This window comes from Chryseobacterium sp. MYb264 (assembly GCF_035974275.1).
Classification (GTDB): domain Bacteria; phylum Bacteroidota; class Bacteroidia; order Flavobacteriales; family Weeksellaceae; genus Chryseobacterium.
The window spans coordinates 4,475,160-4,498,361 of the sequence record NZ_CP142422.1 but is presented as its reverse complement, the minus strand read 5'-3'; the positions used below and the strand labels follow the sequence as shown (position 1 = coordinate 4,498,361).

At 35.3% G+C, this 23,202-nt stretch carries 22 protein-coding genes; 10 read left to right on the top strand and 12 right to left on the bottom strand.

All coding sequences use genetic code 11. The features are described 5' to 3' along the window. Positions 1 to 82 precede the first annotated feature (82 nt). The 3 genes from VUJ46_RS19665 to VUJ46_RS19655 all read right to left on the bottom strand — a co-directional run bounded on the left by VUJ46_RS19665 (position 83) and on the right by VUJ46_RS19655 (position 1,872). Complete coding sequence (locus VUJ46_RS19665) at positions 83 to 556, bottom strand: GNAT family N-acetyltransferase (RefSeq protein WP_326982376.1); 474 nt, start codon at positions 554 to 556, stop codon at positions 83 to 85. A 3-nt stretch (positions 557 to 559) separates the two neighbouring features. Beyond that, positions 560 to 1,177, bottom strand: a complete 618-nt coding sequence (locus tag VUJ46_RS19660) for a DUF1684 domain-containing protein (protein ID WP_326982375.1) — start codon at positions 1,175 to 1,177, stop codon at positions 560 to 562. Between the two features lie 293 nt (positions 1,178 to 1,470). Further along, positions 1,471 to 1,872, bottom strand: a complete 402-nt coding sequence (locus tag VUJ46_RS19655; RefSeq protein WP_326982374.1) for a hypothetical protein — start codon at positions 1,870 to 1,872, stop codon at positions 1,471 to 1,473. 67 nt (positions 1,873 to 1,939) lie between these two features. Between VUJ46_RS19655 and VUJ46_RS19650 the strand changes: the two genes are divergently transcribed. Then, a complete protein-coding gene (locus VUJ46_RS19650) occupies positions 1,940 to 2,230 on the top strand; it encodes a helix-turn-helix domain-containing protein (RefSeq protein WP_326982373.1) in 291 nt (96 codons plus the stop codon). 6 nt (positions 2,231 to 2,236) lie between these two features. Here VUJ46_RS19650 and mqo read toward each other — a convergent pair whose 3' ends face one another. Together mqo and VUJ46_RS19640 are read right to left on the bottom strand one after the other, a co-directional pair. After that, positions 2,237 to 3,742, bottom strand: coding sequence for a malate dehydrogenase (quinone) (mqo, locus tag VUJ46_RS19645; protein ID WP_326982372.1), 1,506 nt, complete (start codon positions 3,740 to 3,742; stop codon positions 2,237 to 2,239). Positions 3,743 to 3,999: 257 nt separating this feature from the next. After that, positions 4,000 to 5,040: an NAD(P)H-dependent glycerol-3-phosphate dehydrogenase gene (locus VUJ46_RS19640; RefSeq protein ID WP_326982371.1), complete on the bottom strand. Its 1,041-nt coding sequence runs from the start codon at positions 5,038 to 5,040 to the stop codon at positions 4,000 to 4,002. A gap of 226 nt (positions 5,041 to 5,266) precedes the next feature. Between VUJ46_RS19640 and VUJ46_RS19635 the strand changes: the two genes are divergently transcribed. Beyond that, a complete protein-coding gene (locus VUJ46_RS19635; RefSeq protein ID WP_326982370.1) occupies positions 5,267 to 6,295 on the top strand; it encodes a peptidoglycan DD-metalloendopeptidase family protein in 1,029 nt (342 codons plus the stop codon). A 173-nt stretch (positions 6,296 to 6,468) separates the two neighbouring features. On the opposite strand, the gene VUJ46_RS19630 is transcribed toward VUJ46_RS19635, so the two are convergent. Further along, positions 6,469 to 7,626: a hypothetical protein gene (locus tag VUJ46_RS19630; protein ID WP_326982369.1), complete on the bottom strand. Its 1,158-nt coding sequence runs from the start codon at positions 7,624 to 7,626 to the stop codon at positions 6,469 to 6,471. A gap of 97 nt (positions 7,627 to 7,723) precedes the next feature. On the opposite strand from VUJ46_RS19630, the gene folE reads away from it, so the two are divergent. The 7 genes from folE (at position 7,724) to VUJ46_RS19595 (ending at position 16,643) form a co-directional block, all read left to right on the top strand. After that, positions 7,724 to 8,392 carry a GTP cyclohydrolase I FolE gene (gene folE / locus VUJ46_RS19625; RefSeq protein WP_123909115.1) on the top strand — a complete coding sequence of 223 codons (669 nt, stop codon included), beginning with the start codon at positions 7,724 to 7,726 and terminating at the stop codon, positions 8,390 to 8,392. 162 nt (positions 8,393 to 8,554) lie between these two features. After that, on the top strand, positions 8,555 to 10,021 hold the full coding sequence (cysS, locus tag VUJ46_RS19620) for a cysteine--tRNA ligase (RefSeq protein WP_326982368.1): 1,467 nt from the start codon (positions 8,555 to 8,557) through the stop codon (positions 10,019 to 10,021). 235 nt (positions 10,022 to 10,256) lie between these two features. Next, on the top strand, positions 10,257 to 11,423 hold the full coding sequence (locus tag VUJ46_RS19615; RefSeq protein ID WP_326982367.1) for a T9SS type A sorting domain-containing protein: 1,167 nt from the start codon (positions 10,257 to 10,259) through the stop codon (positions 11,421 to 11,423). A gap of 125 nt (positions 11,424 to 11,548) precedes the next feature. Then, positions 11,549 to 14,200, top strand: coding sequence for a 4-alpha-glucanotransferase (locus VUJ46_RS19610; RefSeq protein ID WP_326982366.1), 2,652 nt, complete (start codon positions 11,549 to 11,551; stop codon positions 14,198 to 14,200). A gap of 138 nt (positions 14,201 to 14,338) precedes the next feature. Beyond that, positions 14,339 to 15,364 carry a hypothetical protein gene (locus VUJ46_RS19605; protein WP_326982365.1) on the top strand — a complete coding sequence of 342 codons (1,026 nt, stop codon included), beginning with the start codon at positions 14,339 to 14,341 and terminating at the stop codon, positions 15,362 to 15,364. A gap of 180 nt (positions 15,365 to 15,544) precedes the next feature. Beyond that, complete coding sequence (locus tag VUJ46_RS19600; RefSeq protein WP_326982364.1) at positions 15,545 to 16,006, top strand: hypothetical protein; 462 nt, start codon at positions 15,545 to 15,547, stop codon at positions 16,004 to 16,006. 127 nt (positions 16,007 to 16,133) lie between these two features. Then, positions 16,134 to 16,643: a ferritin gene (locus VUJ46_RS19595; RefSeq protein ID WP_326982363.1), complete on the top strand. Its 510-nt coding sequence runs from the start codon at positions 16,134 to 16,136 to the stop codon at positions 16,641 to 16,643. Between the two features lie 201 nt (positions 16,644 to 16,844). On the opposite strand, the gene VUJ46_RS19590 is transcribed toward VUJ46_RS19595, so the two are convergent. From VUJ46_RS19590 to VUJ46_RS19570, 5 genes are all read right to left on the bottom strand, one after another. Next, complete coding sequence (locus tag VUJ46_RS19590; protein WP_326982362.1) at positions 16,845 to 18,017, bottom strand: MBL fold metallo-hydrolase; 1,173 nt, start codon at positions 18,015 to 18,017, stop codon at positions 16,845 to 16,847. 21 nt (positions 18,018 to 18,038) lie between these two features. Then, the gene (locus VUJ46_RS19585; protein ID WP_326982361.1) at positions 18,039 to 18,689 is read right to left on the bottom strand and encodes an NAD(P)-dependent oxidoreductase; all 651 of its coding nucleotides are present in this window, start codon (positions 18,687 to 18,689) and stop codon (positions 18,039 to 18,041) included. 61 nt (positions 18,690 to 18,750) lie between these two features. Next, positions 18,751 to 19,161, bottom strand: coding sequence for an Rrf2 family transcriptional regulator (locus tag VUJ46_RS19580; protein ID WP_326982360.1), 411 nt, complete (start codon positions 19,159 to 19,161; stop codon positions 18,751 to 18,753). Positions 19,162 to 19,228: 67 nt separating this feature from the next. Further along, positions 19,229 to 20,179 (bottom strand): hypothetical protein, encoded by a 951-nt coding sequence (locus tag VUJ46_RS19575; protein ID WP_326982359.1) that lies wholly within the window; start codon positions 20,177 to 20,179, stop codon positions 19,229 to 19,231. Positions 20,180 to 20,312: 133 nt separating this feature from the next. Then, on the bottom strand, positions 20,313 to 20,747 hold the full coding sequence (locus tag VUJ46_RS19570; RefSeq protein ID WP_326982358.1) for an FKBP-type peptidyl-prolyl cis-trans isomerase: 435 nt from the start codon (positions 20,745 to 20,747) through the stop codon (positions 20,313 to 20,315). Between the two features lie 214 nt (positions 20,748 to 20,961). On the opposite strand from VUJ46_RS19570, the gene VUJ46_RS19565 reads away from it, so the two are divergent. After that, positions 20,962 to 21,960 carry a catalase gene (locus VUJ46_RS19565; RefSeq protein ID WP_326982357.1) on the top strand — a complete coding sequence of 333 codons (999 nt, stop codon included), beginning with the start codon at positions 20,962 to 20,964 and terminating at the stop codon, positions 21,958 to 21,960. A 121-nt stretch (positions 21,961 to 22,081) separates the two neighbouring features. Here the strand turns inward: VUJ46_RS19565 and VUJ46_RS19560 are convergent, their stop codons facing one another. Continuing rightward, the gene (locus VUJ46_RS19560) at positions 22,082 to 23,128 is read right to left on the bottom strand and encodes a TerC/Alx family metal homeostasis membrane protein (RefSeq protein WP_326982356.1); all 1,047 of its coding nucleotides are present in this window, start codon (positions 23,126 to 23,128) and stop codon (positions 22,082 to 22,084) included. Positions 23,129 to 23,202 lie beyond the last annotated feature (74 nt).

The window sequence follows — 23,202 nt, the reverse complement described above, 5'->3', positions numbered from 1 at the left end:
TATTGATTTTTTCTCTCGCAGATTTTGCAGATTGCAGAGATGTTTATGGTGAATCTATCTGTTAATTGTTTGAAAATTGATTTTAAAGTTTTTTGAACATTAAATATTGTGGTCCGCTTCTTCCGATGCGGGTTTTTCCTTCGTATTGATAACCTACTTTTAGGTATAATTCGTAAGCGGAAATATTATTTTGATTAACAGCAAGAACGATTTCCTCACAATCTTTAAAGTTTTTTTGCACAAAATCATCCACCTGAATCATTGCACTTTTTCCGATTCCTTTACCCTGCATTTCAGGGTTTATGGAAAGAGAGCGCAATAATGTTGAGTTTTGATTATCCGTAAGGTCTAATTTATCCTCACCAAAATCAAGCGTAAAAAAACCAGCCTGTTTATTGTTATCGAAAATCGTAACGGCAAATTCTAAACCTGTATTTCTTTCGGAAATCCGATTTAATGCAAATTCGGCGGTAGAAGTATATTGGAGCTGAAGTTCATTCAACGAATAACTAACGTCATGCAAATCTTCGGGTCTGAAAAACTGTAAATGAACCATATCTTAATGATGATAAATATCGTCATACATTACTCCTGCGCGAATTTCTACGGGAAGTTTGTTTTCTTCAGGAACGATCGGGCAGTTGTAATCATACGCATTGTACGCACAGAAAGGCTGATAGGATTTGTTGAAGTCCAGCACGATTGTATTTCCTTTCGGAATGGTTAAATCCATATATTTCCCGCCGCCATAGGTTTCTTTTTCGTTGGTTGCATCACGGAAAGGGAGAAATAAATAATTCTTATATTTCTTCTGTTTAATTAAATCTAAACTTTGATATAAGGTTAAAGTATATGATTTTCCGTCTAATTCGAAAGTTGCCTTGCCATATTCTCTATAAGATTTTGTTTTTCCTGATGAAGTGGGAAGGTCAAAAGGTTTCGCATCTTTTGTTTTGGTAAATGATGCGGTTACTTTATATTTCAGATCGAAAGGAAAGAAAGGATGTCCTTTAAAATTGGTAAAATTATCGCCTCTTAAAGGTGTTTCCTTAGGATTACGATATTCTTCATCAAGTTCGTCCTGAAATTTTTTGATTTCCACAATGTCTTTAGACACCATTTTCTGAGACAAGGCAAACAAAGGGAAAAGTATAAGCAGCAAAATATATTTCTTCATAAATTTATTTGAAATTGGGGTTAAAACGATGATTTTTTTGTTTTCGCCAACAGTATGATTATATTACAAAATACCAAGCGCTTTATTTTAAACAAATTTCATGAATTTATTTGAATATTTGCTGAACTGTTTAAGGAAATAATGGAAACTTCTGAGTTTAAAAGCCTCTTCTATTTTTAACGCAAAGGTTCGCAAGAATTGGTCAATTTAATGCTTAATAAGTTTGTTCACAAGGGCATTTTACTCAGCAAATGATAGCAATGTTTTAAAATAGAATGGTTGGTAAAATCATTCTAATAGGATTCTGAAATTTTCACGCGATAAATATCTGACTTATTTCTTTTGATCGATTCCACGAAAAAGCCACCTTCTTCAGGAATGACCTCCTTCAAATCAAAACTCTTGCATTCTTTCGGCAATCCTGAAAATACTAAGGTAAACCAAAAATCTTTCATAAATGGCACAGGCGTCCAGTTCGGGAAAATCGTAATATTTTCGGCATGGATCAGCTTACTCTGATGTTCCGACTGGTTATCAAAAAGATAGGTTGTATTCCAAATCCTGATCAGGTTTCCCAAAAATGGGGATGCCGGAAAACAGCAGTGCACAATCACCTGCTGCTCCTCTTCTATTTTCGTCTGAAGAGATTCCAATAATTCTTTTACGATAACGGGTTTTACAATGGTTTCTGACATGAGAAGGGAATTGTCTGCAAAGATACTTAATTTTTGATTTTTGATTGGTATTATACTAACTTTGAGTATGAACCCAAGCCAATACTCTAAAATTGAGAACGGAAAAGTAGATCCTCAATCTTCTTCTATAGAAAAAATTGCAAATGCTTTAGCTGTTAATCTTGCAGATATGCTAAACTCGGATGATGTGTTTTCTGATATTGATTCTCTGAATAAATCTATAGTAGAAAAAGTACAACTCATAGAACAGCTGGACGAAAAACAAAAAAAGTCCAGCTTTAATATTATCGATATGGCTAAACTAAAAAAAAAGAGGCTGTCCAAAAAGTTTGGACAGCCTCTTTTTTTATTTATTTAAATAAGATTAATAATCCAGTTCCAATTTTTCTTTGGAATAATCTCTTAATTTTTCCGTAAGATCCGGATTCTGGGCTAATTTCTGTCCGTAGGAAGGAACCATCTCCAATAATTTATCTTTCCATGCACCTTCCATCTTTTCAGGAAAGCATTTCTCAAGAACATTCAGCATGGCATGAACAGCGGTTGAAGCGCCAGGAGAAGCTCCTAACAAAGAAGCTATGGTACCAGCTTTATTCACAACAACTTCAGTTCCGAATTCAAGCTTTCCACCCAGCTGATCATCTTTTTTAATGATCTGAACTCTTTGTCCGGCAACTTTTAATTCCCAATCTTCTTCTTTAGCATCTTTAATAAATTCTCTTAAATGCTGAATTCTCTGTGCTTTATTCATCGCTACCTGCTGAATCAGATATTTGGTTAATGGTAAATTATGCCACCATGCTCCAAAAAGAGATCTTAGATTTTTGGTGTTCACACTTTCAGGTAAATCCAGATAGCTTCCTTCTTTTAAAAATTTAGTAGAGAACCCTGCGAAAGGTCCGAAGAGAAGGGCTTTTTTACCATCAATTATTCTTAAATCCAAGTGAGGAACAGACATTGGCGGCGCATCCACAGTAGCCTGGGTATACACTTTTGCCTGATGCTTCTCTACTAACTCCTGATTGTGAGTCACCAGCCACTGTCCTGAAACAGGGAAACCTCCATACCCTTCACTTTCCTTGATATCTGAGCTGTCTAATAACGGCAACGCATAGCCTCCGGCTCCGATGAACACAAAATCCGCAACCACTTCCTGTTTGTGATTTTTGATTCTGTCTTTCACCTTCATCTCCCATTTTCCGTCACTACGTGGGTTAATGTCTTTCACTTCATGATAAAGGAAGATGTCAACATTAGAACCTAACATCAGATGTCGCCCCATTTTTCTTGTTAAGCTCCCGAAATTAACGTCGGTTCCCATATCCATTTTTGTAGCAGCAAGCACTTCAGATTTATTTCTTTTGCTCATTACCAAAGGAATCCACTCCCTGAGTTTGTCATGATCGGTAGAGAATTCCATTCCTTTAAACAGAACCGACTCTGATAATTTATCATGACGCTTCTTCAGATATTCGGCATCTTTTTCACCAAATACCAAACTCATATGGGCGCAAGAATTGATGAAGTCTTTCGGGGTATCTACATAGCCTTTATCCACAAGATAAGCCCAGAACTGCTTGGAAATTTCAAATTGTTCCGCAATACTTTCAGCTTTTGAAATATTGATGCTTCCATCGGGCTGCTCAGGGGTATAATTTAGTTCACAAAAAGCAGAATGTCCTGTTCCCGCATTATTCCAGGCGGCTGTACTTTCTTTGGCGAATCTTCCCAGCCTTTCAAAAATGGCAATTTCCAGATCGGGATCAAATTCATGAAGCAAAGTTGCTAAAGTGGCACTCATAATTCCGCCACCTATCAGGACAACGTCATATTTTGGCTTCGGTGTTCTGCTAATAAGCGTTTGTGACATAATTCTAAATTTTATAGCAAATTTCGTGAAAAATTTTAATAATGAAAGCCTGATTATACGATTTAGCAGATAATTTTTTGCAAAAAAAACAAATTAATCCTTATGCCAGAAAATGTGATGGAAAATATAAATTAAACCCTATCGAAAACATTAATTTTAATGCTGAAAAATCACGCCCAAAAAAAACTTCGGCTCCGAACCATTGTACGGATTTAAAAATCCACCAAGTTCAAAGCCGAAATGTTTAAAAATATAATTTAGTTAAGTTTCGTTGTCAGTTTTTTAAACTGTTTTTCAGCATTTTTACCTTCATATAAAATACTGTAGATGGTATCAACGATAGGCAGTTTTAGTCCTTTCGCTTTTGATGTCTGATAAATAGAATCGGCAGCATAATATCCTTCAGCTACCATATTCATCGATTGAATGGCTGATTTTACGGTATATCCTTTACCAATAAGATTTCCTAAATTTCTGTTTCTGGAGAACAATGAATAGGCCGTTACCAGTAAATCCCCTAAATATGCACTTTCATTAACGTCTCTTGGTGCTTCATAAATGGCTTCCAGAAAAGTCTCCATTTCACGGATCGCGTTGGAAACAAAGACGGCTGTAAAGTTATCTCCATAGCCCAAACCACTGGCAATCCCCGCTCCGATAGCGAAAATATTCTTAAGAATGGCACTGTATTCATTTCCTAAAATGTCTTTACTGGAATGTACTTTAATAAAGTCTGAATTAAAAATATCCACCAGTTTGGCAGAAACCTCCTCTTCCACTGTAGCCACCGTTAGATAAGACAGTCTTTCCATCGCCACCTCTTCCGCGTGACAAGGCCCGGCAATCACTGCCTGATTCCTGAACCCTATTTTAAATTCATCTCTTAAATAGTGGGCTACCACATCATTCACTTTCGGAATTATTCCTTTAATCGCCGAAACGAAGATCTTATCCCCATACTCGCAACTCATCTTATCCAAAGTATCAGAAAGATAGATCGACGGAGTGGCCAGTACAATAACATCACAGGCCGAAACCAACTCATTGATGTCAGTTGTAAGCTTTAAACTCTTAAGGTTAAAATTAACCGCCGTAAGGTACGTAGGGTTGTGACCGCGAAGCTCAATGGCTCCTTTCACAAACTCATTTCTTACGCACCAATGCACTACTTTGCAATTTTCTACCAACATTTTTACGATAGCCGTTGCAAAACTTCCGCTTCCCACGACGCCAACGGCAATATCTTTTTTATTCTTTTTTGAAGGTGAAGAATCCGAATTTGTTTTCTTTTTCGCCATAACTGATATGTGATTTGCAAATATATTAAAACAAAGGAGGAACAGAACTTTTGAGGGCATGATAAAACCCATTTTTATAAAAAATTAACACTTCAAGATAATTAAATACATTAATCACCGTTATTTATAAATAAAAATAAAAGTATGTCAAAAATAACATCAAAAAATTATTTTTAATTAAATTTGCAACCTTAAAAACCGTTTTTTAATTCTAAGAGCAGGAAAAATGAAGAAATTTTTAAGCAGCAAAAAAAACGTGAACATCCTTTTAGGAGGACTTTTAACCGTTGTTTTTGCACAAGGCATTTTCATTGCCAAATTATTCTCAGAAAAAGATGATAAGACTTATGAAGTCAATCTTGTCAAAATTAATACCCAAAAAGACAGTGTGGACTATCTTAAAATGAAAACCGACCTGATTATTGTAGATCAAACGGTTGCTCAGCTGAATTCATTTTTAAAGTCTAAGGATGTGCCGAGTGAAAGATTAATGGCATTAAGTAAAGACAGTATTTCAAACTCAGTCTATCTTGCCAGACAGTCTAACCGTTACAGCCAATATTTAATGGATCTTCAGAAAAAACTTCAGGAAGTTCCTCTGGGAATGCCTACGGAAGGGTATATTTCATCCAACTTCGGAATCAGAAAAAACCCTATTCCTTTTAAAACAGTGTATGCTTCGGTAAAATCGCCATCGAAAACAGAATCTAAACCTGTTGCCGTTGCTACCGCTCCCGAAGTAAAAGCAGAACCCGTAGAAAAAACAATTGAACTGACGGACAGCTACGGAAATAAAAGAGAGGTAAAAGTAATGGTAACGCCCAAAGTAACACCTGCTGCTCCAGTTCCTGCAGCCAGTTCATCAACAAAAGCGGTCGCTTCAAATTCAAATACTAAAGCGGCAGGCACTGAAAAAAACAATCCTCCGGCTGAAGCCGATCAAATGCAGTTCCATAAAGGACTGGATATTGCTGTGGCTTACGGTTCGGATGTTATGGCAACGGCTGCTGGAAAAGTAATCTTTTCGGGTCAAAAAGGCGGTTATGGAAATTGCGTCATCGTTTCTCACGGAAATGGTTTGGCAACGCTTTACGGTCACTTATCTCAATTGGTCGCCAAGGTAAATGATCATGTAAAGGTAGGCCAGGTGATTGCAAAATCAGGGAATTCAGGACGTTCCACAGGACCTCATCTCCATTATGAAGTACATAAAAATAATACTCCGGTCAATCCCAGGTTATTTATGAATCTGTAATTTTTCAGTACTTTTACTAATTAAAACCGATTCTTAACTGATAAGAGTCGACGATAAGAAATCGGCAGTATACAATAAAAAAAGCCCGTGATCTAAAACTCAGGTCAGAAATGATAAACCAGCCGCTTTTCAGAAGGCGGCTTTGTCTTTTTCAGGATAATTTTATCCTCTCATTATGACAGCTCAGGATGTTTTTGAAATATTTTATTTCTGTTAAATAAATAGCGATAAGTAGCGAGTTTCCGGGTGACTTCGGTATCAAGATTTTCGGCAATTTTAATCATCTTAGGATTAAAGTCACCTATCCACTGCAATTCAGTCACCTTAAAATCAGTATATTTTCTGATGTGCTGGGTTCCTTCCCAGATCATAAAACCTTCAATTCCTTTTCTTTGCCATTCAGGAACAACCCCGAAAACCAGCCCAATCATTTTTTCATTTTTCTTCCATCTCTTAATCCAAAGAAATTTAAGTTTTTCCCATATCCCGAACTTTCCGTTTAAATATTTAAACCATCGGTTAGTATCGGGAATATTCATCCACATCGCAATCGGTTTTTCATTTTCATAGACAAACCATGAAATATGTTCATTAATAATGGGGCACATTTTTTCAAACATTTTCATTGTTTTTGTCTCCTCCAGTTGTTTTCCTTCACCATGCGAGGCCCAGGCTTTGTTATAGACCTCAGTAAAATCCTTTGCAAATTTTCCCAGCTTATCTTTCGTTAACCGTACTGCTGAAATTTCAGGATTTCGCTTATGTTTCGCGTGCATAACAGTGAAAACTCGTGAAACATCTGCAAAAACAGACCTCGAGAAACATAGCTGCTCAAAATAAATATGGAAGCCGTAGTTCTCAAAAAGCTCCTTGTAATAAGGGAAGTTATAATTCATTCCATAAAGCGGCTCTGCAAAACCATCAATTAAAAGACCCCAGAATTTATCCCGCTCACCGAAATTAACAGGCCCGTCCATCGCTTCCATGCCTCTTTGCTGAAGCCAAATTTTACAATGATCAAAGATAAAATTAGCCGTTGGCTGATCATTAATACAGTCAAAAAAACCAATTCCTCCAGTTGGCTGACTTTGACAATAGGCTTCATTAATAAAAACAGCTACTTTTCCCACCAGCTGATTCAGTTTATTTCTAAAAAGAAACCTTTCACATTCACCGTTTTTAAAAAATTTATTTTTCTGCGGATCAAATACCTCTTCAATATCTTTGTTTAAAGGTCTGATATAATTTCTGTCATGTTGATAAAGTGTGCCTGGAAATTCTAAAAATTCCTTTTTCTGGGTTTCGTTCTGTACTTTTTCAACAATAATCATGACAAAAATGAGAGTAAAGATTGAAAGATAATGTTTTTCAACCAAATTAAATATGACGAACAGATTTTATCCGTATTTTTGTGCAAATTAAATAAAAATGGTTGATTTTACTGATAACGACGATGATATTTTCACTGGAAAAGAACATACGCCTATAAGGGAAGATGCTTTTGATAAATCGCCACAGGAAAAGATTGAGAAGATTACCGAGCTTTTCGGGGAGATTATGGAAACGCTGGGACTTGACATGACCGATGACTCATTAAAAGATTCCCCCAAACGTGTTGCCAAAATGTATGTGAACGAAATTTTCGGAGGACTGCTTCCTGAAAACAAGCCGGGTATCTCCACCTTTTCAAACAAATATAAATACCGCCAGATGCTGGTGGAAAAGGATATCACGGTATATTCATTCTGTGAACATCATTTTTTACCGATTATCGGGAGGGCTCACGTAGCTTATATTTCGAACGGAGAAGTGATTGGCCTTTCAAAAATTAACCGAATTGTGGATTATTATGCGAAAAGACCGCAGGTTCAGGAAAGGCTGACCATGCAGATTGTAGATGCTTTAAAAGAAGCACTGGGAACAAAAGATGTGGCTTGTATCATTGATGCTAAACATCTTTGCGTTAATTGCAGAGGAATAAAAGATACGGCAAGCTCAACGATTACGGCAGAATTGAGCGGGATTTTCAGAACCAATCCTATTACAAGACAGGAATTCCTGCATTATGTGGGAAGCCATGCGAAATTGGATTATTAATATTTAAAATAATGATAAAATTTAAAAAAGTTTCAGATAAGATTTTTGTAGCTACGATTATTTGTTGTTGCTGTCAATGCTGCTGTTAAAAGATTTCGCTGTTTTAACGATGCAAACTTTAAAACTAAATTTATAAATCATTACATCTTAATTTAAAAATCAATGCAATTAAAAATATACAACTCGCTTGCGGGAGAAAAAGAAATATTTAAACCCATTTTAGAAGGAAATATAGGAATGTACGTTTGTGGACCGACGGTATACAGCAATGTACATTTGGGAAATGTAAGAACTTTCCTTTCTTTCGACTTTATCTACAGAAGTCTGAAGCACTTGGGCTACAAGGTAAGATATGTAAGAAATATCACCGATGCAGGTCACCTAACAGACGACGGAGACGTGAATAACGACCGTTTCGTAAAGCAAACGCGCCTTGAAAAACTGGAACCTATGGAAATCGTACAGAAGTATACAGTAGATTTTCATAAAGTTCTGGATTTATTCAATTTACTGCCACCGAATATCGAACCGACTGCAACAGGTCATATCGTTGAACAGATTGAATTAACTCAAAAATTAATTGAAAAAGGATTCGCTTACGAAAGCAACGGTTCTGTGTATTTCGACGTGTTGGAATACAACAGAAGAGGCCTGAACTATGGTGAATTATCAAAAAGAAATATAGAAGAGCTTTTCGCGAATACCCGTGATTTGGACGGACAGGGAGAAAAGAAAAATCCGCAGGATTTTGCCTTATGGAAAAAAGCTTCTCCGGCACATATCATGAGATGGAATTCGCCTTGGGGAGAAGGTTTTCCGGGATGGCACCTTGAATGTACCGCAATGAGCACAAAATATTTAGGTGAAACTTTCGATATCCACGGAGGTGGAATGGATTTGAAATTCCCTCACCACGAATGTGAAATCGCACAGGGAAAAGCCTGCAACGACGCGTCTCCGGTAAATTACTGGATGCACGCGAATATGCTGACCATGAATTCTCAGCGTATGAGCAAGTCGACCGGAAATTATATTTTACCCATGCAGTTGATGACCGGTGAAAATGATTTCTTTGAAAAACCTTTCCATCCGTCAATTGTGCGTTTTTGCTTTTTGCAGGCTCATTACAGAAGTGTTTTGGATATTTCTAATGATGCCATGTTGGCAAGTGAAAAAGGTTTCATCAGACTAATGGAGGCAATTAAAGTTTTAAATAATATCATTCCGAATGATGAAAAACAATCTGGTTTTAATCTTGAGGAGTGGAAAAATAAGGCGTATGATGCTTTAACAGATGATTTTAACTCTCCGGTTTTAATTGCTCATTTGTTTGAAGCGGTAAAATATATTTTTGCTTTGAATGATGCTAAAGAAACCATTTCAACGAAAGATTTTGAAGAATTGAAATCTACCTTAAATGCCTTGGTTTTCGATGTATTGGGACTTCAGACCATTGAAGAGAACAATAATGAAAAACTAGATCAGACATTAAAGGTTTTAATTGAATTAAGAAATCAGGCGAGAAAATCAAAGAACTTTGATCTTTCAGATCAAATCCGTGACAAGCTCCTTGCAGAGGGCATTGAGCTAAAAGACGGAAGAGACGGAACTTCTTACGTTTTGAATTAGAATAAGATTTTCTTTTTTAAATATATTTCTCGCAGATTTTACAGATTACGCAGATTTTTAAACACTATCACCTGCAAAATCTGCGAGAGTTTTTTATGTCTATATTTTAACAAATAAGAATCTATTTTCAAAGCTTAGCCTTAACCTTTATCTCAACCTTATTTTTTTTATAATTCAATCTAAAAATTATGTAACTTAGTCATAATAAAATGATTAAAAATAAAATTTATAGACTATGAAAAAACATTTATTCCCTTTATTCTTGTTGTTGATTGGAGCGAACGTTTCTGCACAACAAGATTTTTTCGCATTGGTTGGAAAAGATACGCCGAGCATTACTTTTAACGATTTTCGTGCAATTGACGTAGAAAACGGAACTTCCGGAGAAAAAATTTTCACTTCCGATTCTTCTGCAAAAGTCTTTTCACAAACAAACAGAGGTGTTGTAACTGAGGATAAGAATACCTATAACAATTCTCAGGCAACTACGATGGCAACGTTGGCGTACGATTCGTTCAACAACAATCTCGTGTATATGCCAATGTTTTCTTCGAATATTTATGTTTTAAATGCGAAAACTAAAGAAATTACTTTGGTGGAAAACAATGTGGCAAGAGTCACTTCATGCGACATCAATTCTCATATCACGAGAATGGCAACGGGTTATGACGGAAATATTTATGCAATCAATAACTCTGGAACTCAGTTTTTGCAAATCAGTAAAAAAGGAAGTCAATATGTTGTAAACGACCTTGGGATTATTAAAGATGATGCTTCTAACGGAAAAAATTCTTTTACAGCCATCGAAACTGGTTTTGGTGGTGATATGATTGCCGATGCTGAAAATAATTTCTATGTTTTTGCCACTTCGGGTAATGTTTTTAAGGTTTCAACAAAAGAATTGAAAGCGAAATTTATTGGTAAGATTTCAGGAATTCCGGAAAATTATTCAGTGAACGGTTCTGCGGTTAATTCAAAAGGAAAAGTAGTGATTGCAAGTGCAAAAGGCGCTCCTTTATATGAAGTTGAACTTAATACTTTGCAGGCAAAACAAATTGCAGGTGAACAAAATCTACACATTTACGATTTAGCGAGTAAATATTTCGCGAATGATAAAGCAGTTTCAAATACTGCGTTAGCGAACCTTGATATTTATCCGACAAGAGTGGATGAAAAAGTAATCAACGTAAATGTTAATGATAGATCTGTGAAAGGAAATATTAAAATGAATGTTTTCGATTTATCAGGTAAAAATGTAATGAAGCAAAATTTATCGGTAAAAGATGGTTCTTTAAATCAGCAGGTTTATCTTAAAAATTTGGTAACAGGCGCTTATTTGGTGAGCATTACCGATGAATCAGGAAAAATATTATTGAACAAGAAAATTCTGGTAACGGAATAATCGTTTAACTTTGTTTAAAATTAGATAACCTTTTCGAATCATTTGAGAAGGTTTTTTAATGAATATTTGATATTCAATAAGTTTTATTTTTCGAGATTAAAATGTATTTTTATAAAAAAATATAAATGAAGCTATACTTTAATGTAGGTTACAGCGCAAAAGTTGGAGAAAAACTACAGTTGGTCATCAATGAAGAAAACGCTGTTCCCCAGACTCATACTATGTTTTATGCTGAAAATGGTTTGTGGAAATCTGAGGTAGATTATTTTTCAAAATCGATTTCTTATCATTATCAGCTTGCGGATGAAAGAGGAAATATTCTCAGAACGGAATTTGTTGCCCACCAACTTCATTTTCCGCACAACTACAAAGAATTTATAATTTTCGATGAGTGGAATAATAAAAATTTTCCCGAAAATTATTTAAACAACAAAATTCTTTATAATAAACTGAATCATTTTTCGCCTGAAAAAATTTCAGTATTGAAAAAACATACTCATTTATTCCGACTTGAAGCTCCAATCTACAATCCGAATTGGAAAATTGTATTGTTTGGAAGCACAACTTCTCTTGGACATTGGGATTATGAAAAAGCGATTCATTTGTCTCAGACCGATTTTGGAATCTGGGAAACTTCTCTTGAGATTCCGGAAAATGAATATATTCAATTTAAATATTGTCTTTACGATACAGAAACTAAAAAAGTGATTGATGTGGAAACGGGTGAAAATAGATTCACTGTTCCGAATCATTCGAAAGATGTTTTGCAGATCGTTTCGAATCATTATTTTAAATTCAAATTGTATCAGATGTATCATGATGCGGGAGTTGCCGTTCCGATTTTCTCTTTGAGAACGGAAGATGGTTTCGGTGTCGGAGAATTTTCTGATATGAAAAAACTGGCAAACTGGACAAATGAAACCAATTTGGGAATCATTCAAATTTTGCCAATTAATGATACAACGGCAAATTATACTTGGACGGATTCTTATCCTTACGCAGCAGTTTCCGTTTACGCTTTGCATCCGCAATATATTTCTCTTGAAAACCTTGATTTTAAATTACCTAAAAATTTAGTTGAAGAATATCAAGCTGAAAAATCAGAATTAAATTCATTAGAATTAATCGATTACGAAAAAATGATCTCCGGAAAATGGAAATATCTGAAAGTCGTATTTAATGAAGGAAAAGAGAAGATTTATAAAGACAGAAATTTCAAAAAGTTTATAAAAGATAACGAAGCCTGGCTGATCCCCTATGCTGCGTTTTGTGTGTTGAGAGATAAATACAAAACACCAAATTTCAACGACTGGAAAACGCATAAAAAATATATAGCAGGAAAAATTGCCCCGTTCTTTTCACCTAAAAGTAAGGATTATGATGCTTCTATGCTTCATGCGTGGGTTCAGTACCAGCTTCATAAGCAGTTAAAAGAAGCCATAGACTATACCCATAGTTTAGGAATTTCTGTAAAAGGAGATCTGCCAATCGGAATTTACCGCTATTCTGTGGAAGCATGGACAGAACCTGAATTATTCGGAATGGACTTTCAGGCCGGCGCACCGCCGGATCAGTTTACAGAATTGGGGCAAAACTGGGAATTCCCGACGTACAATTGGGAAGCCATGAAAGCGGATGATTACCAATGGTGGAAAAACAGATTCAAAGCATTGGAACAGTATTTTGATGCGATGAGAATCGACCATATTTTAGGGTTTTTCAGAATCTGGAGAATGCCGATTTCTGCTACACAAGGTATTTTGGGATATTTTTATCCCGCGGTTCCAATTACGTTGGAGGAATTCAACGCATGGCATATTCCGTTTAATTTTGACAGATATTGTAAACCGTTCATCAACGATCAGATTGTTTGGAAATATTTTGGTGAAAATACGAACAAAGCGCTTGAATTTATCAGCGATAATAAGGATGGAACGTATTCCTTTAAAGAAGAATTTAATACTCAACGAAAATTATCAGATTTCTTCAAGAAAAATCCTAGAGGTTCGATTGAAGAGCAATTGATTTCGCTTTGTGCCAACGTTTTATTTTTAATTGAAGAAAGAAACGGGCAGATTGTGTACCATCCGAGATTTAATGTTTATAATACAGATTCTTATAAATACCTTTCTGATTGGGAAAGAAAAGCGATTTACGATTTGTATCACGATTATTTCTTCAAACGACAGGATAGCCTTTGGTATGAACAGGCGATGGAAAAACTTCCAATGATTTTGAATGCCACGGAAATGTTGATTTGTGGAGAAGATTTGGGATTAGTTCCGGATTGTGTGCCTGTTGTGATGGATGAATTGGCGATTGTCGCTTTAAAAGTTCAAAGAATGCCTTCTGATAATATTCCGTTTTACAATCCGAAAAATGCGAGTTATCTGAATGTGGTAACGGCTTCTTCACACGATAGTTCTACGTTGAGACAATGGTGGAAAGAAGATCCGGCCTTAACGCAGAAATATTTTAATCAACAATTAATTCAATACGGAAAAGCACCTGAAGAATTGAATGAAAACCTAGCCGAAATTATTATGAAGCAGCATCTTTATAATGATTCGATGTTGGCAATTTTCCCGATTCAGGAATTTTTAGCAACAGATACAGAACTTACAAATCCTAAAATGGATAACGAAAGAATCAATAATCCGGCTGTTTTCCCGCATTACTGGCGCTACAGAATGCATTTGAATCTTGAAGATTTGAAACTGCATACATCTTTTAACGAAAAAATTGCCAATTGGGTAAAAGATAGTGGAAGAGCATAAATTTAACATTTGATTATCAAACAGTTAATAATAAATTAAAAGAAGTTTTATCGAAAGATTTAACTTCTTTTTTTTATTTATATCCAAAAGATAGAATAAAGATATTCTACTATATATTAACCAATTAACGACTATAAAATGAAAAAAATATTAATCGGTTTTGCTTTGAGTATGGCGACTATATCGTTTGCTCAGCAGTATCCAAATAATGGCTGGGATGATGACGGATATTACCAGAATGACAATGGATATTACAGCGATCAGGATGATCAAAATTATTTCCCGGATGATTATTACTACAATTATCCTCAGGATTATTACCCAAGCAATTATTACCAAAATAATTATAACGACTACAGAAACAGTATCGTCAACATAAACTGGAATGTATTTTTTACACAAAACAGATTGTCTCGTTGGCAAATAGATCAGATTTTACAGTTAAATAATCTGTATTCAAGTTTTTCAACATGGAATAATTTCTACAGATACAACCCAGACAGATGGTATTATGACCGTTTTTATGCGTTGGAAAGAATCATGGGACCTAGGGTTTTCGTTGTTTTCCAAAACAATTATTACAGAGGATACAGCAGCCCGGTGGTTTATTTTCAAAATTACAGAAGAACGCATTATGCTTCGATCTGCAGACCGATGCCTCGTTACAGAAATGTGAATATCAACATTTACAGAGTCGACAGAGCGAAATTCCGCAGAATGGATAATCCGACTATCAATATTGTGAGAAACAATACCTATTCCGGAGGATTCAGAAATCAGTCGAATAACAGAAATAATAATTCGGGAGGATTCAGAAGCGAAAATAATGGTGGAAGAAACAATAGTGGTTTCAGAAATAACAGCGATAATGCTGTAAGAAATAATAATGAAGGCTTCCGAGGCAATAGAAATAATGGAGGTTTTAGAAGCGAAAGAGCTGATAATAACAGTGGTTTCAGAGGTAATAATGGTGGTGGATTCCGAGGCGGAAATAATGAAGTAAAAAGAGAAGAACCTAGAAGAAATGATAATAATGGTTTCCGTGGAAACAGCAATAATGGAGGATTCAGACAAAGAAGTGAAAATGCTGCGCCAAGACAGGAAAACCGAGGAAATGGAAACGAAAATCGTGGAGGATTCAGAAACAAATTAGCGAATAATTAATTTTCATATATTATATTTAAGTGGTGTGAAGGGCAGGTCATTATGAGCTGTCCTTTTTTTATTTTAAATTTTAAATTATTCTTATTAAAATTTAACATTTTTTATGAATATCACCCTTTAACTTTAGTTTTAACTTATAATCAAAAAGATGTATAACAATTAATTAAAGATTTAAAAAAGATGAAAAAGTTAATTTTAGCAATAGCATTTATTGGAATGGGAAGTTTTGCAATGGCACAAACTACAACTCCACAGGATAAAGACGCCAAAAGAGCGGAATTTCAACAAAAAAGACAACAAAAAGAGCAGGAGCATTTGGCTCAGATGCAGAAAGATTTAAACTTAAATCAATCTCAGGTAGCACAGATCAAAGCTCTTCACGAACAGAGAAAAGCTGATATGAAAGCTGATTTTGCTAAAAATAAAGAAGCAAGACAGGCAAAAATGGAAGAAATGAAAGCGAAAAGAGCGCAGATGGATGCTGATATGAAGAAGATCTTAACGCCAACGCAGTATGATAAATGGCAGGCAGACAGAAAAGCGAAGATGGAAGCAAGAAAGATGGCGATGAAAGACAAAGGAATGAAGGGCGGAAAAATGATGAAGAAGCACATGGAGACGGCAGCTCCACAAGCGAATTAATAGCTTATATTTTTGATTTTTTAATGTTGAAAGGGCAGATGATTTTCTGCCCTTTTTGTATTAATTTTCATGAAATCTTTTGATTTCGGGCTTTTATTCCCTAATTTTGACTGTAAATTTATTACTTATGATTAGCGAGAAAATTGCAAAATTAATTAACGAACAAATCGCTCACGAACAATATGCTGCTCAATATTATCTTTCTATGTCTGCATGGTTTTCGGCAAAAGATCTTGACGGAATTGCCAACTACTTCAGAGTACAGAGCAAAGAAGAGCTGATGCATGCTGATAAGATGTTCGATTATCTGAATGATGTGGGAGGTGAGATTATCATCGGGGAAATTGCAAAACCACCCCATGAGTTTTTAGGTGCAATCGACATTTTTGAAAAGGCTTTGGAGCATGAGAAAAAAGTCACCAAAAGTATTTTCAACATCGTAAAGAATGCGAATGAAGAAGGTGATTTCGCAACGACATCTTTTTTACAGTGGTTCATTAACGAGCAGGTAGAGGAAGAGGCAAGCGCATCACAGTATGTAACTAAAATAAAAATGGTAAGCGATAACCCTTCAGCTTTATATCTTTTTGATCAGGAATTGGCACAAAGAGTTTTCACACCGGATCCTACCGCGTAGGTCTCTGACAGGAGATTAGTCTTTACACTCCGCCTTAGCCGCAGAAAAAGCAAAAGCCTGTATAAAATGATCATTCTCAAACAGGTAAAATGACATGTTTAACAGTTTCATCCTACCTGTCATTCTGTTATAATAAACAAAATAAAACGGCAGCCTAAAAATGGCTGCCGTTTTTTATTTTTCATTAATCATAAAGATCGATTACCGTACAAAGCTTAACCTGCCTTCAAGGTGAACCAGACTTCCATCTTTTGCGGTAAAATTAGAGTACACAATATTTTTATTGTAATCTTCGATGTGCGTTATATTGTATCCGTTTTTAGGCTCATGCCAATAAACCAGAAAGACATTTTTTGCCACCTCAACTACAGAATACTGCACAGCGTCTGTATCTCCTTTTGATTTACCTTCCGTTTTAACGAAAGTCATTGTTTTGTTATCATTATATTCCTCAACAAATTTTGTATCACCAAAATCAACCAGCACCTTTCTACCGATGGCAGGATAAGGAGATTTCAAATCCCAGTTCATCTCTCCAAGAAATACTTTCACGCCCATTTCCAACTCCTCTTTTCCTGGAAGATTAGGATAGTGAGTAACCATGTAGTTTATAATTGCCTCTGAAGTTTTATTTTCAGTGACTGCTTTTTTATAGTTTTCAAGATAATTTTTAACAAAATCTAAAGAATTGGGTGAAAGATCCAGCTTGGCGTAATGAGAAGGCACTACCTGCTTCGGATTCAAAGCTTTCATTGCATCAATCTGGCTAATCCATTGATCGATTGCAGCTTTATTTTGAGTATCAGCCATCCAGATATGAGATTCCACCGTTACCGAAATACCGCCGACGATTGTTTTTATGGAAGGAATCCACAGAAAACTATGAGCCGGATCATCAATATTTTGTTTGATCTCAATTTTGTTACCTTCCAAATCAGGAATTGTATTGACTGCTTCCGGAACAATTAATTCAGAAGGAGCATCACTTTTCAATTTTGGTTCCCAAACTGCTAATTTTCCATCTTTAGAAGCTGAAATTAAATATGCCGTTTGCGCAGTCGAAATAATTTTCACATTGGGAAAAGCTTTTTTAATCACATCCAATCCAAAATAAAAATCAGGATCGCTGTGAGAAATAAAAACGGTTTTCAAATTTTTCCCGGTTGCTTTTATCTCCTTTACCAGCGCTTCTACATATTGTTTTTCAAACTGAGCATCTACCAACATCGCCTCTTTATCTCCATAAATAATCGTGGAAGTAATCGGGAAAATAGCTTTAGAACCCGGATTGAAAACTTTTATCTTTAAATTCCCTGCCCAAGCAAAACTTACACTCAGAATAGCGATAATTGTTAAAAATTTCTTTTTAAACATCAATTAATTATTTAATTAAAATTAATAAGCAGCTGTAAAACGTTCACGGATATGGTTATTTTGCTCTAACTCATCCACCAATGCCACTGCTACATCTTCTACAGAAAGTACACTTCTCCCCTCTTCATTGAAAACAGGATTCTCCAAAGCTGTTCTGTATTTTCCTGTTCTGATTCCTGCCGTCCCCTGATGCATTTCGATAGCAGGACTGAAGAATGTCCAGTCCAACACGGTATTCTCTTTAATTTTATTTAAATAATCTCTTGCAGCCGTAGCTCCAGGTTTAATTTCTGCAGGAAAATCCGGTCCGTCTACCAACTGATTACCGTCTATAAAAAGACTTCCGGCACCCCCAACGGTAATAAACCTCTTCACGCCTGATTCTTCAACGGCCTTTTCAATGTTTATGGAACCGTTTAAAAAGTCATCGTATAAATTTGGGTTTGTCCAACCTGCGTTAAAAGAACTGATTACCGCATCATTTCCTTTCAAAGCATCTGCCAATTCGTTTACATTGTTTACATCAACACTTTTAGCGGTTACTTTTTCGTTTTGCTGAACCTTTGAAGCATCTCTTACAATCGCTTCTACTTCATATCCTCTGTTTACCAATTCGTTTACCACTTGTGTTCCCACAAATCCTGTCGCACCAATTACTGCTACTTTTTTCATAATATTTTATTTTTAAATTAAATTGTAATAAATTTTATTACACTTATGGTTAAAAAAATTTTCATTCAAATTGATCACTAAATTGCTGAAGCGATTTATCTCCTAAAAAATTTAAAACCAATCGATCAGTTTCTGTAAATAAATGATCCAGATGATTGTTAATCTCTCTTCCCACGCTACAAACCGGATTAGGATTTTGATTTTTCTTTCCTAAAAGTTCCGTATTTTTTACCGCTGAATAAATTTCAGAAATTGTAATAGATTCTGCGTTTCTAGAAAGCTGACTTCCCCCTTCTTTTCCCTGTCGGCTTATTATGAGCCCCGCTTCTCTCAAAACACTGATCTCTTTACGTACAACAACCGCGTTGATATTGATGCTACCCGCCATCCACTCAGAAGTTAACCATTCCTGAGGGTTTTTCGCCAGTAAAATCATAATATGTATTGCCGTAGCAAATCTTGTATTGTTCATCGTAATTACCCTACAAAGGTAAGCAAAAAATTAAATGTAACAAATTTTATTACATTTAATTTTTATTTTACAATATTAATCTATCCAAATCCAATAATAAATAATTGATATTCTGATTAATAGTTCTCGTCGCCGATTGCATTTGATTCAACATTGCTTCTCTGTTATGAAGATCATTTGCTCTGTAAAAGCCACCATCACTGAAAATTACCGATTGGTCTGCATCCGTTTTATTATCTTCAAACTGATAATGCAGCCATCTTTCTTTCATGCTACCAATAATTGAATGCTTTTCTTTGTTTGAAAACTTTTTCTCTGTATACATATACCAGACAAACGGAGGAAAATTAGCGGCCTTTAATTTCTCCGTCCAAATATCTCTTAACAGATTTCTCTGATGAATAAATTCAACTTTTTGACCTTTAGGATTTAATGTCGCCAAACCAAATCCGGCTCCTAAAATACCCCCGCCAATATCAATCGCATTGCTCCAGCCGTTATCTTTTACAATACCTCCGGCAATCGAAGCGGCGGCCCCTGTTATAATTGAATATAAAATAAGCTTATTATTTCTGGAATCGTTCAGATTATCAACATAACTTCCGATTTGCGCTACTCTTTCACCTTCACAGTCAAATTCGGCGGCAACAGCATCTAATTCTGTTAAAGCAATGGTAATTTTACTATTAATCTTTCCTTTTAACTGTAAAACTTTAACCTGAGCATCTAAAGACGTATTTTTTTTAAGCTCGATAATATCATGAACTTCATCCAAATTATCCAAAGCATTTAAAATTAAAATACTTTGATCTGAAAACATCGGTTTCAGTTCTTTATTCGCAGCAATAATAGAATCTGAATTATAAGAAGGAACTTTATTAGTATAATTATATTGAAAAGGTGCTTTACAATAGCTGTCCTTCAGGGTAAGAATATTTTGTTTGATCACCTGGTTTTTTCTGGAGACACAGGACGTAAGCATACTAAAAGCAGCCAGGAGATAGAATAAACTTTTCATTTGGTTGTATTTTTATTTGTGCAAAGCCCTAAAATCGGAAATAAATCTGCATTGATTATAAATACTAAGATAACACAAATAAAAAAATCTACCCGAATTTCAGGTAGATTTTTAAGCTATTTTTAAGGATAGATTATTTGATATCCAATAATTCCACTTCGAAAATAAGGGTACTGTTTGGCCCAATTTCTTTGCTGATCTGCTGATCTCCATATGCCAGATGCGCAGGAAGAATTAATCTCCACTTGCTTCCAACAGGCATCAACTGAAGTGCTTCTGTCCATCCTTTAATTACTTTATTCAAAGGAAATGAAGCCGGAGTCCCTCTTTTTACAGAGCTATCGAACACTTTTCCAGTGATTGTAGTTCCGTGATAATGGCATTTTACGGTAGATTTCGGTCCCGGTTTTGCGCCATCACCTTCCGTGATGATCTCATACTGCAATCCGCTTGGTAATTCAATCACCGTTTCTCTTTTTCCGTATTCTGCCATATATTCCTGACCATCTTTCAGGTTTTTCTCTGCCAATTCTTTTTTACGTTTAAATAACATATCTGCTACTCCCATAATTAAATATTTTTGCAAAGATAGTTATTGTTGATTTAAAGATTAAAAAATTTAATTTATTTAAAGATTTCAAAACCCATAAATAGTTGATTTTAAATAAAATAACAAAAATTTCTATTTTCTCATTTTAAGCTTATAAATTATTTCAAATATCTTTAATACTGCGTTAACACCTTTCTCGAAACTTGGCGTTATAATTGAATTTAAAAACTAAATGCCAAGTCCATTAAAATATAATAAGAAATACGACAAGCTAACCGACGAAGAAAAGGAACTGCTTGAGATCAATAAAAAAAGTATCGCCGACTTTGTTGAACAGTCATCAACCATAAGCGATGTAAATTACGCCACCCGAAATGCCCATGCAAAGACCTATGCCGTAGCAAAAGGAGAATTCATCATTGATAAAAATGTACCTGAAGAACTTCAGCCTTTTTTTGATAAGGAAAGATATGAACTGATGATTCGTTTTTCGAATGCTCAATTGAAAATTAATGATAGCAAAAAAGATGTTCCTGCTTATGGATTTTCGGTGAAGATAAAAGATGAAAATGGAGATCTGCTAGCCAATTATCCTTTGGTGAACTTTCCTTTGTTCCCGATTAATTCCGTGAGTACTTTTTTGAAATTATTCACTTCTGTCAATCGGTTTTACATTAAAAAATGGAGTTCTTTTTCGTTGATGCTTCAGATTTTAAAAGTTATACCTTCCACTTTTACAGGTTCGTTCTTAAAAAATGGTTTTAAGCTTTTTGCTAAAAGAAATGATTTTATTTTATCATTCGATTATCATTCGGTTGGGGCTTACCGTTTGGGAGAAAATATGATGAAAATAAAACTTCAGCCTAAATCTGTTGATAAAAATTTCGATAAAAAAAAGAGACCAAAAGATGCTTTGAATCGTTATTTTAATGAAAATGATTTTTACGCCGATGTTTTAATTCAAATTTGTTACGATCTGAAGCATCAACCTATTAACAGATTAAATGTTGAATGGAAAAATTCGCCTTTCATCAAAATTGGAGAAGTAAAAATAGAAAAAGGTGCTTTACAAAATCCAACGGCTTGCGAAAACGAATTGTTGTCTTTTAATCCTTTTGAAAGTAAATATTATTTTCAGCCTGTTGGAAAGATCCAAAAATTGAGAGATGAAGCGTATAAGGTTTCGTTGCAAACTAGGCAAAAGATCAATAAGCTGTTGAAATATAAATAGGATTTTAAAGTGAATCGTGAATAGTAAGTTTTACTTCGCAAATGAATTTTTCAGATATATTCATCAATAAAAAAGGCTCTACACCCAGGTAAAGCCTTTATATCATAGAGATGAATTAAAATTATTCTTCTATTTTCTCTTTCTCCTCTTTATCCTCTTTATCAGGGAAAATGATTGACAAGATTACCGAGATTACCAATACTCCACCTACAATTCCTAAAGAAACTGGTGATGAAATGTGAATCCATGGTGCAATCAGCATTTTAACTCCGATGAATGACAGGATAATGGCCAATCCGTAAGGCAATTTGCTGAACATGTGAATAAAGTTCGCCAAAAGAAAATACAGGGATCTTAAGCCTAAAATGGCAAAGATATTCGAGGTGTAAAGAATGAAAGGGTCATCCGAAATAGCGAAGATCGCCGGAATAGAATCTACCGCGAACAATACGTCTGTAAACTCAATAACCGCCACAACCACCAAAAGCGGAGTCGCCATTTTGATACCATTCTGAACGGTGAAAAATTTGTCTCCAACATAATTATCAGAAACTTTCCAGAATCTTTTAATCAGTTTAGCGCCGGCAGTATTGCTGTAATCTTCATCTTCATCATCGCCACCGTCTCCCCAGGATTTGATCCCGGCATAGACAAGGAATAAACCGAAAAGAACCATAACAATATTAATATCAACGGCCTGTCCGAAAATATTCATTGTAGGTAAATAAGTCAAATTAATTAATCCAACTCCGGCAAAAATGAAGATTGCTCTGAAAATCAATGCTCCGATAATTCCCCAGAAAAGCACCTTATGGTGAAGATATTTCGGCACTTTAAAGAATCCGAAAACTAAGATAAATACAAAGAGGTTATCCACTGAAAGTGCCTTTTCAACCCAATAAGCGGCCTGATATTGCGTAAATTTATCAATTGCCAAATTGTGACTTTCCGGTGTTCCGTCGGTATTGAAAACCCAATAAACGACTCCGGAAAATACCATAGACAAAGAAATCCAGACAATTGACCAGATGGTGGCTTCTTTGGAAGAAACCTCATGACTTTTTTTGTTAAAAACTCCTAAGTCAAGGAGTAACATGATAACAACCGTTACCGCAAATCCCCACACCAACCCTGGATGAAGATCTATAATACTTTGATGTTTGTCCACTTTTTAATGTGCTTTTTTATATGATAAAAGCAATAGTTGTACGAGTACAAGTATTGCCATTTAAATTTATTGTC

Coding starts and splice junctions, on each gene's coding strand:
- VUJ46_RS19665 (WP_326982376.1), bottom strand. CDS start 556: ATGGTTCATTTACAGTTTTTCAGACCCGAAGATTTGCATGACGTTAGT.
- VUJ46_RS19660 (WP_326982375.1), bottom strand. CDS start 1,177: ATGAAGAAATATATTTTGCTGCTTATACTTTTCCCTTTGTTTGCCTTG.
- VUJ46_RS19655 (WP_326982374.1), bottom strand. CDS start 1,872: ATGTCAGAAACCATTGTAAAACCCGTTATCGTAAAAGAATTATTGGAA.
- VUJ46_RS19650 (WP_326982373.1), top strand. CDS start 1,940: ATGAACCCAAGCCAATACTCTAAAATTGAGAACGGAAAAGTAGATCCT.
- mqo (WP_326982372.1), bottom strand. CDS start 3,742: ATGTCACAAACGCTTATTAGCAGAACACCGAAGCCAAAATATGACGTT.
- VUJ46_RS19640 (WP_326982371.1), bottom strand. CDS start 5,040: ATGGCGAAAAAGAAAACAAATTCGGATTCTTCACCTTCAAAAAAGAAT.
- VUJ46_RS19635 (WP_326982370.1), top strand. CDS start 5,267: ATGAAGAAATTTTTAAGCAGCAAAAAAAACGTGAACATCCTTTTAGGA.
- VUJ46_RS19630 (WP_326982369.1), bottom strand. CDS start 7,626: ATGATTATTGTTGAAAAAGTACAGAACGAAACCCAGAAAAAGGAATTT.
- folE (WP_123909115.1), top strand. CDS start 7,724: ATGGTTGATTTTACTGATAACGACGATGATATTTTCACTGGAAAAGAA.
- cysS (WP_326982368.1), top strand. CDS start 8,555: ATGCAATTAAAAATATACAACTCGCTTGCGGGAGAAAAAGAAATATTT.
- VUJ46_RS19615 (WP_326982367.1), top strand. CDS start 10,257: ATGAAAAAACATTTATTCCCTTTATTCTTGTTGTTGATTGGAGCGAAC.
- VUJ46_RS19610 (WP_326982366.1), top strand. CDS start 11,549: ATGAAGCTATACTTTAATGTAGGTTACAGCGCAAAAGTTGGAGAAAAA.
- VUJ46_RS19605 (WP_326982365.1), top strand. CDS start 14,339: ATGAAAAAAATATTAATCGGTTTTGCTTTGAGTATGGCGACTATATCG.
- VUJ46_RS19600 (WP_326982364.1), top strand. CDS start 15,545: ATGAAAAAGTTAATTTTAGCAATAGCATTTATTGGAATGGGAAGTTTT.
- VUJ46_RS19595 (WP_326982363.1), top strand. CDS start 16,134: ATGATTAGCGAGAAAATTGCAAAATTAATTAACGAACAAATCGCTCAC.
- VUJ46_RS19590 (WP_326982362.1), bottom strand. CDS start 18,017: ATGTTTAAAAAGAAATTTTTAACAATTATCGCTATTCTGAGTGTAAGT.
- VUJ46_RS19585 (WP_326982361.1), bottom strand. CDS start 18,689: ATGAAAAAAGTAGCAGTAATTGGTGCGACAGGATTTGTGGGAACACAA.
- VUJ46_RS19580 (WP_326982360.1), bottom strand. CDS start 19,161: ATGAACAATACAAGATTTGCTACGGCAATACATATTATGATTTTACTG.
- VUJ46_RS19575 (WP_326982359.1), bottom strand. CDS start 20,179: ATGAAAAGTTTATTCTATCTCCTGGCTGCTTTTAGTATGCTTACGTCC.
- VUJ46_RS19570 (WP_326982358.1), bottom strand. CDS start 20,747: ATGGGAGTAGCAGATATGTTATTTAAACGTAAAAAAGAATTGGCAGAG.
- VUJ46_RS19565 (WP_326982357.1), top strand. CDS start 20,962: ATGCCAAGTCCATTAAAATATAATAAGAAATACGACAAGCTAACCGAC.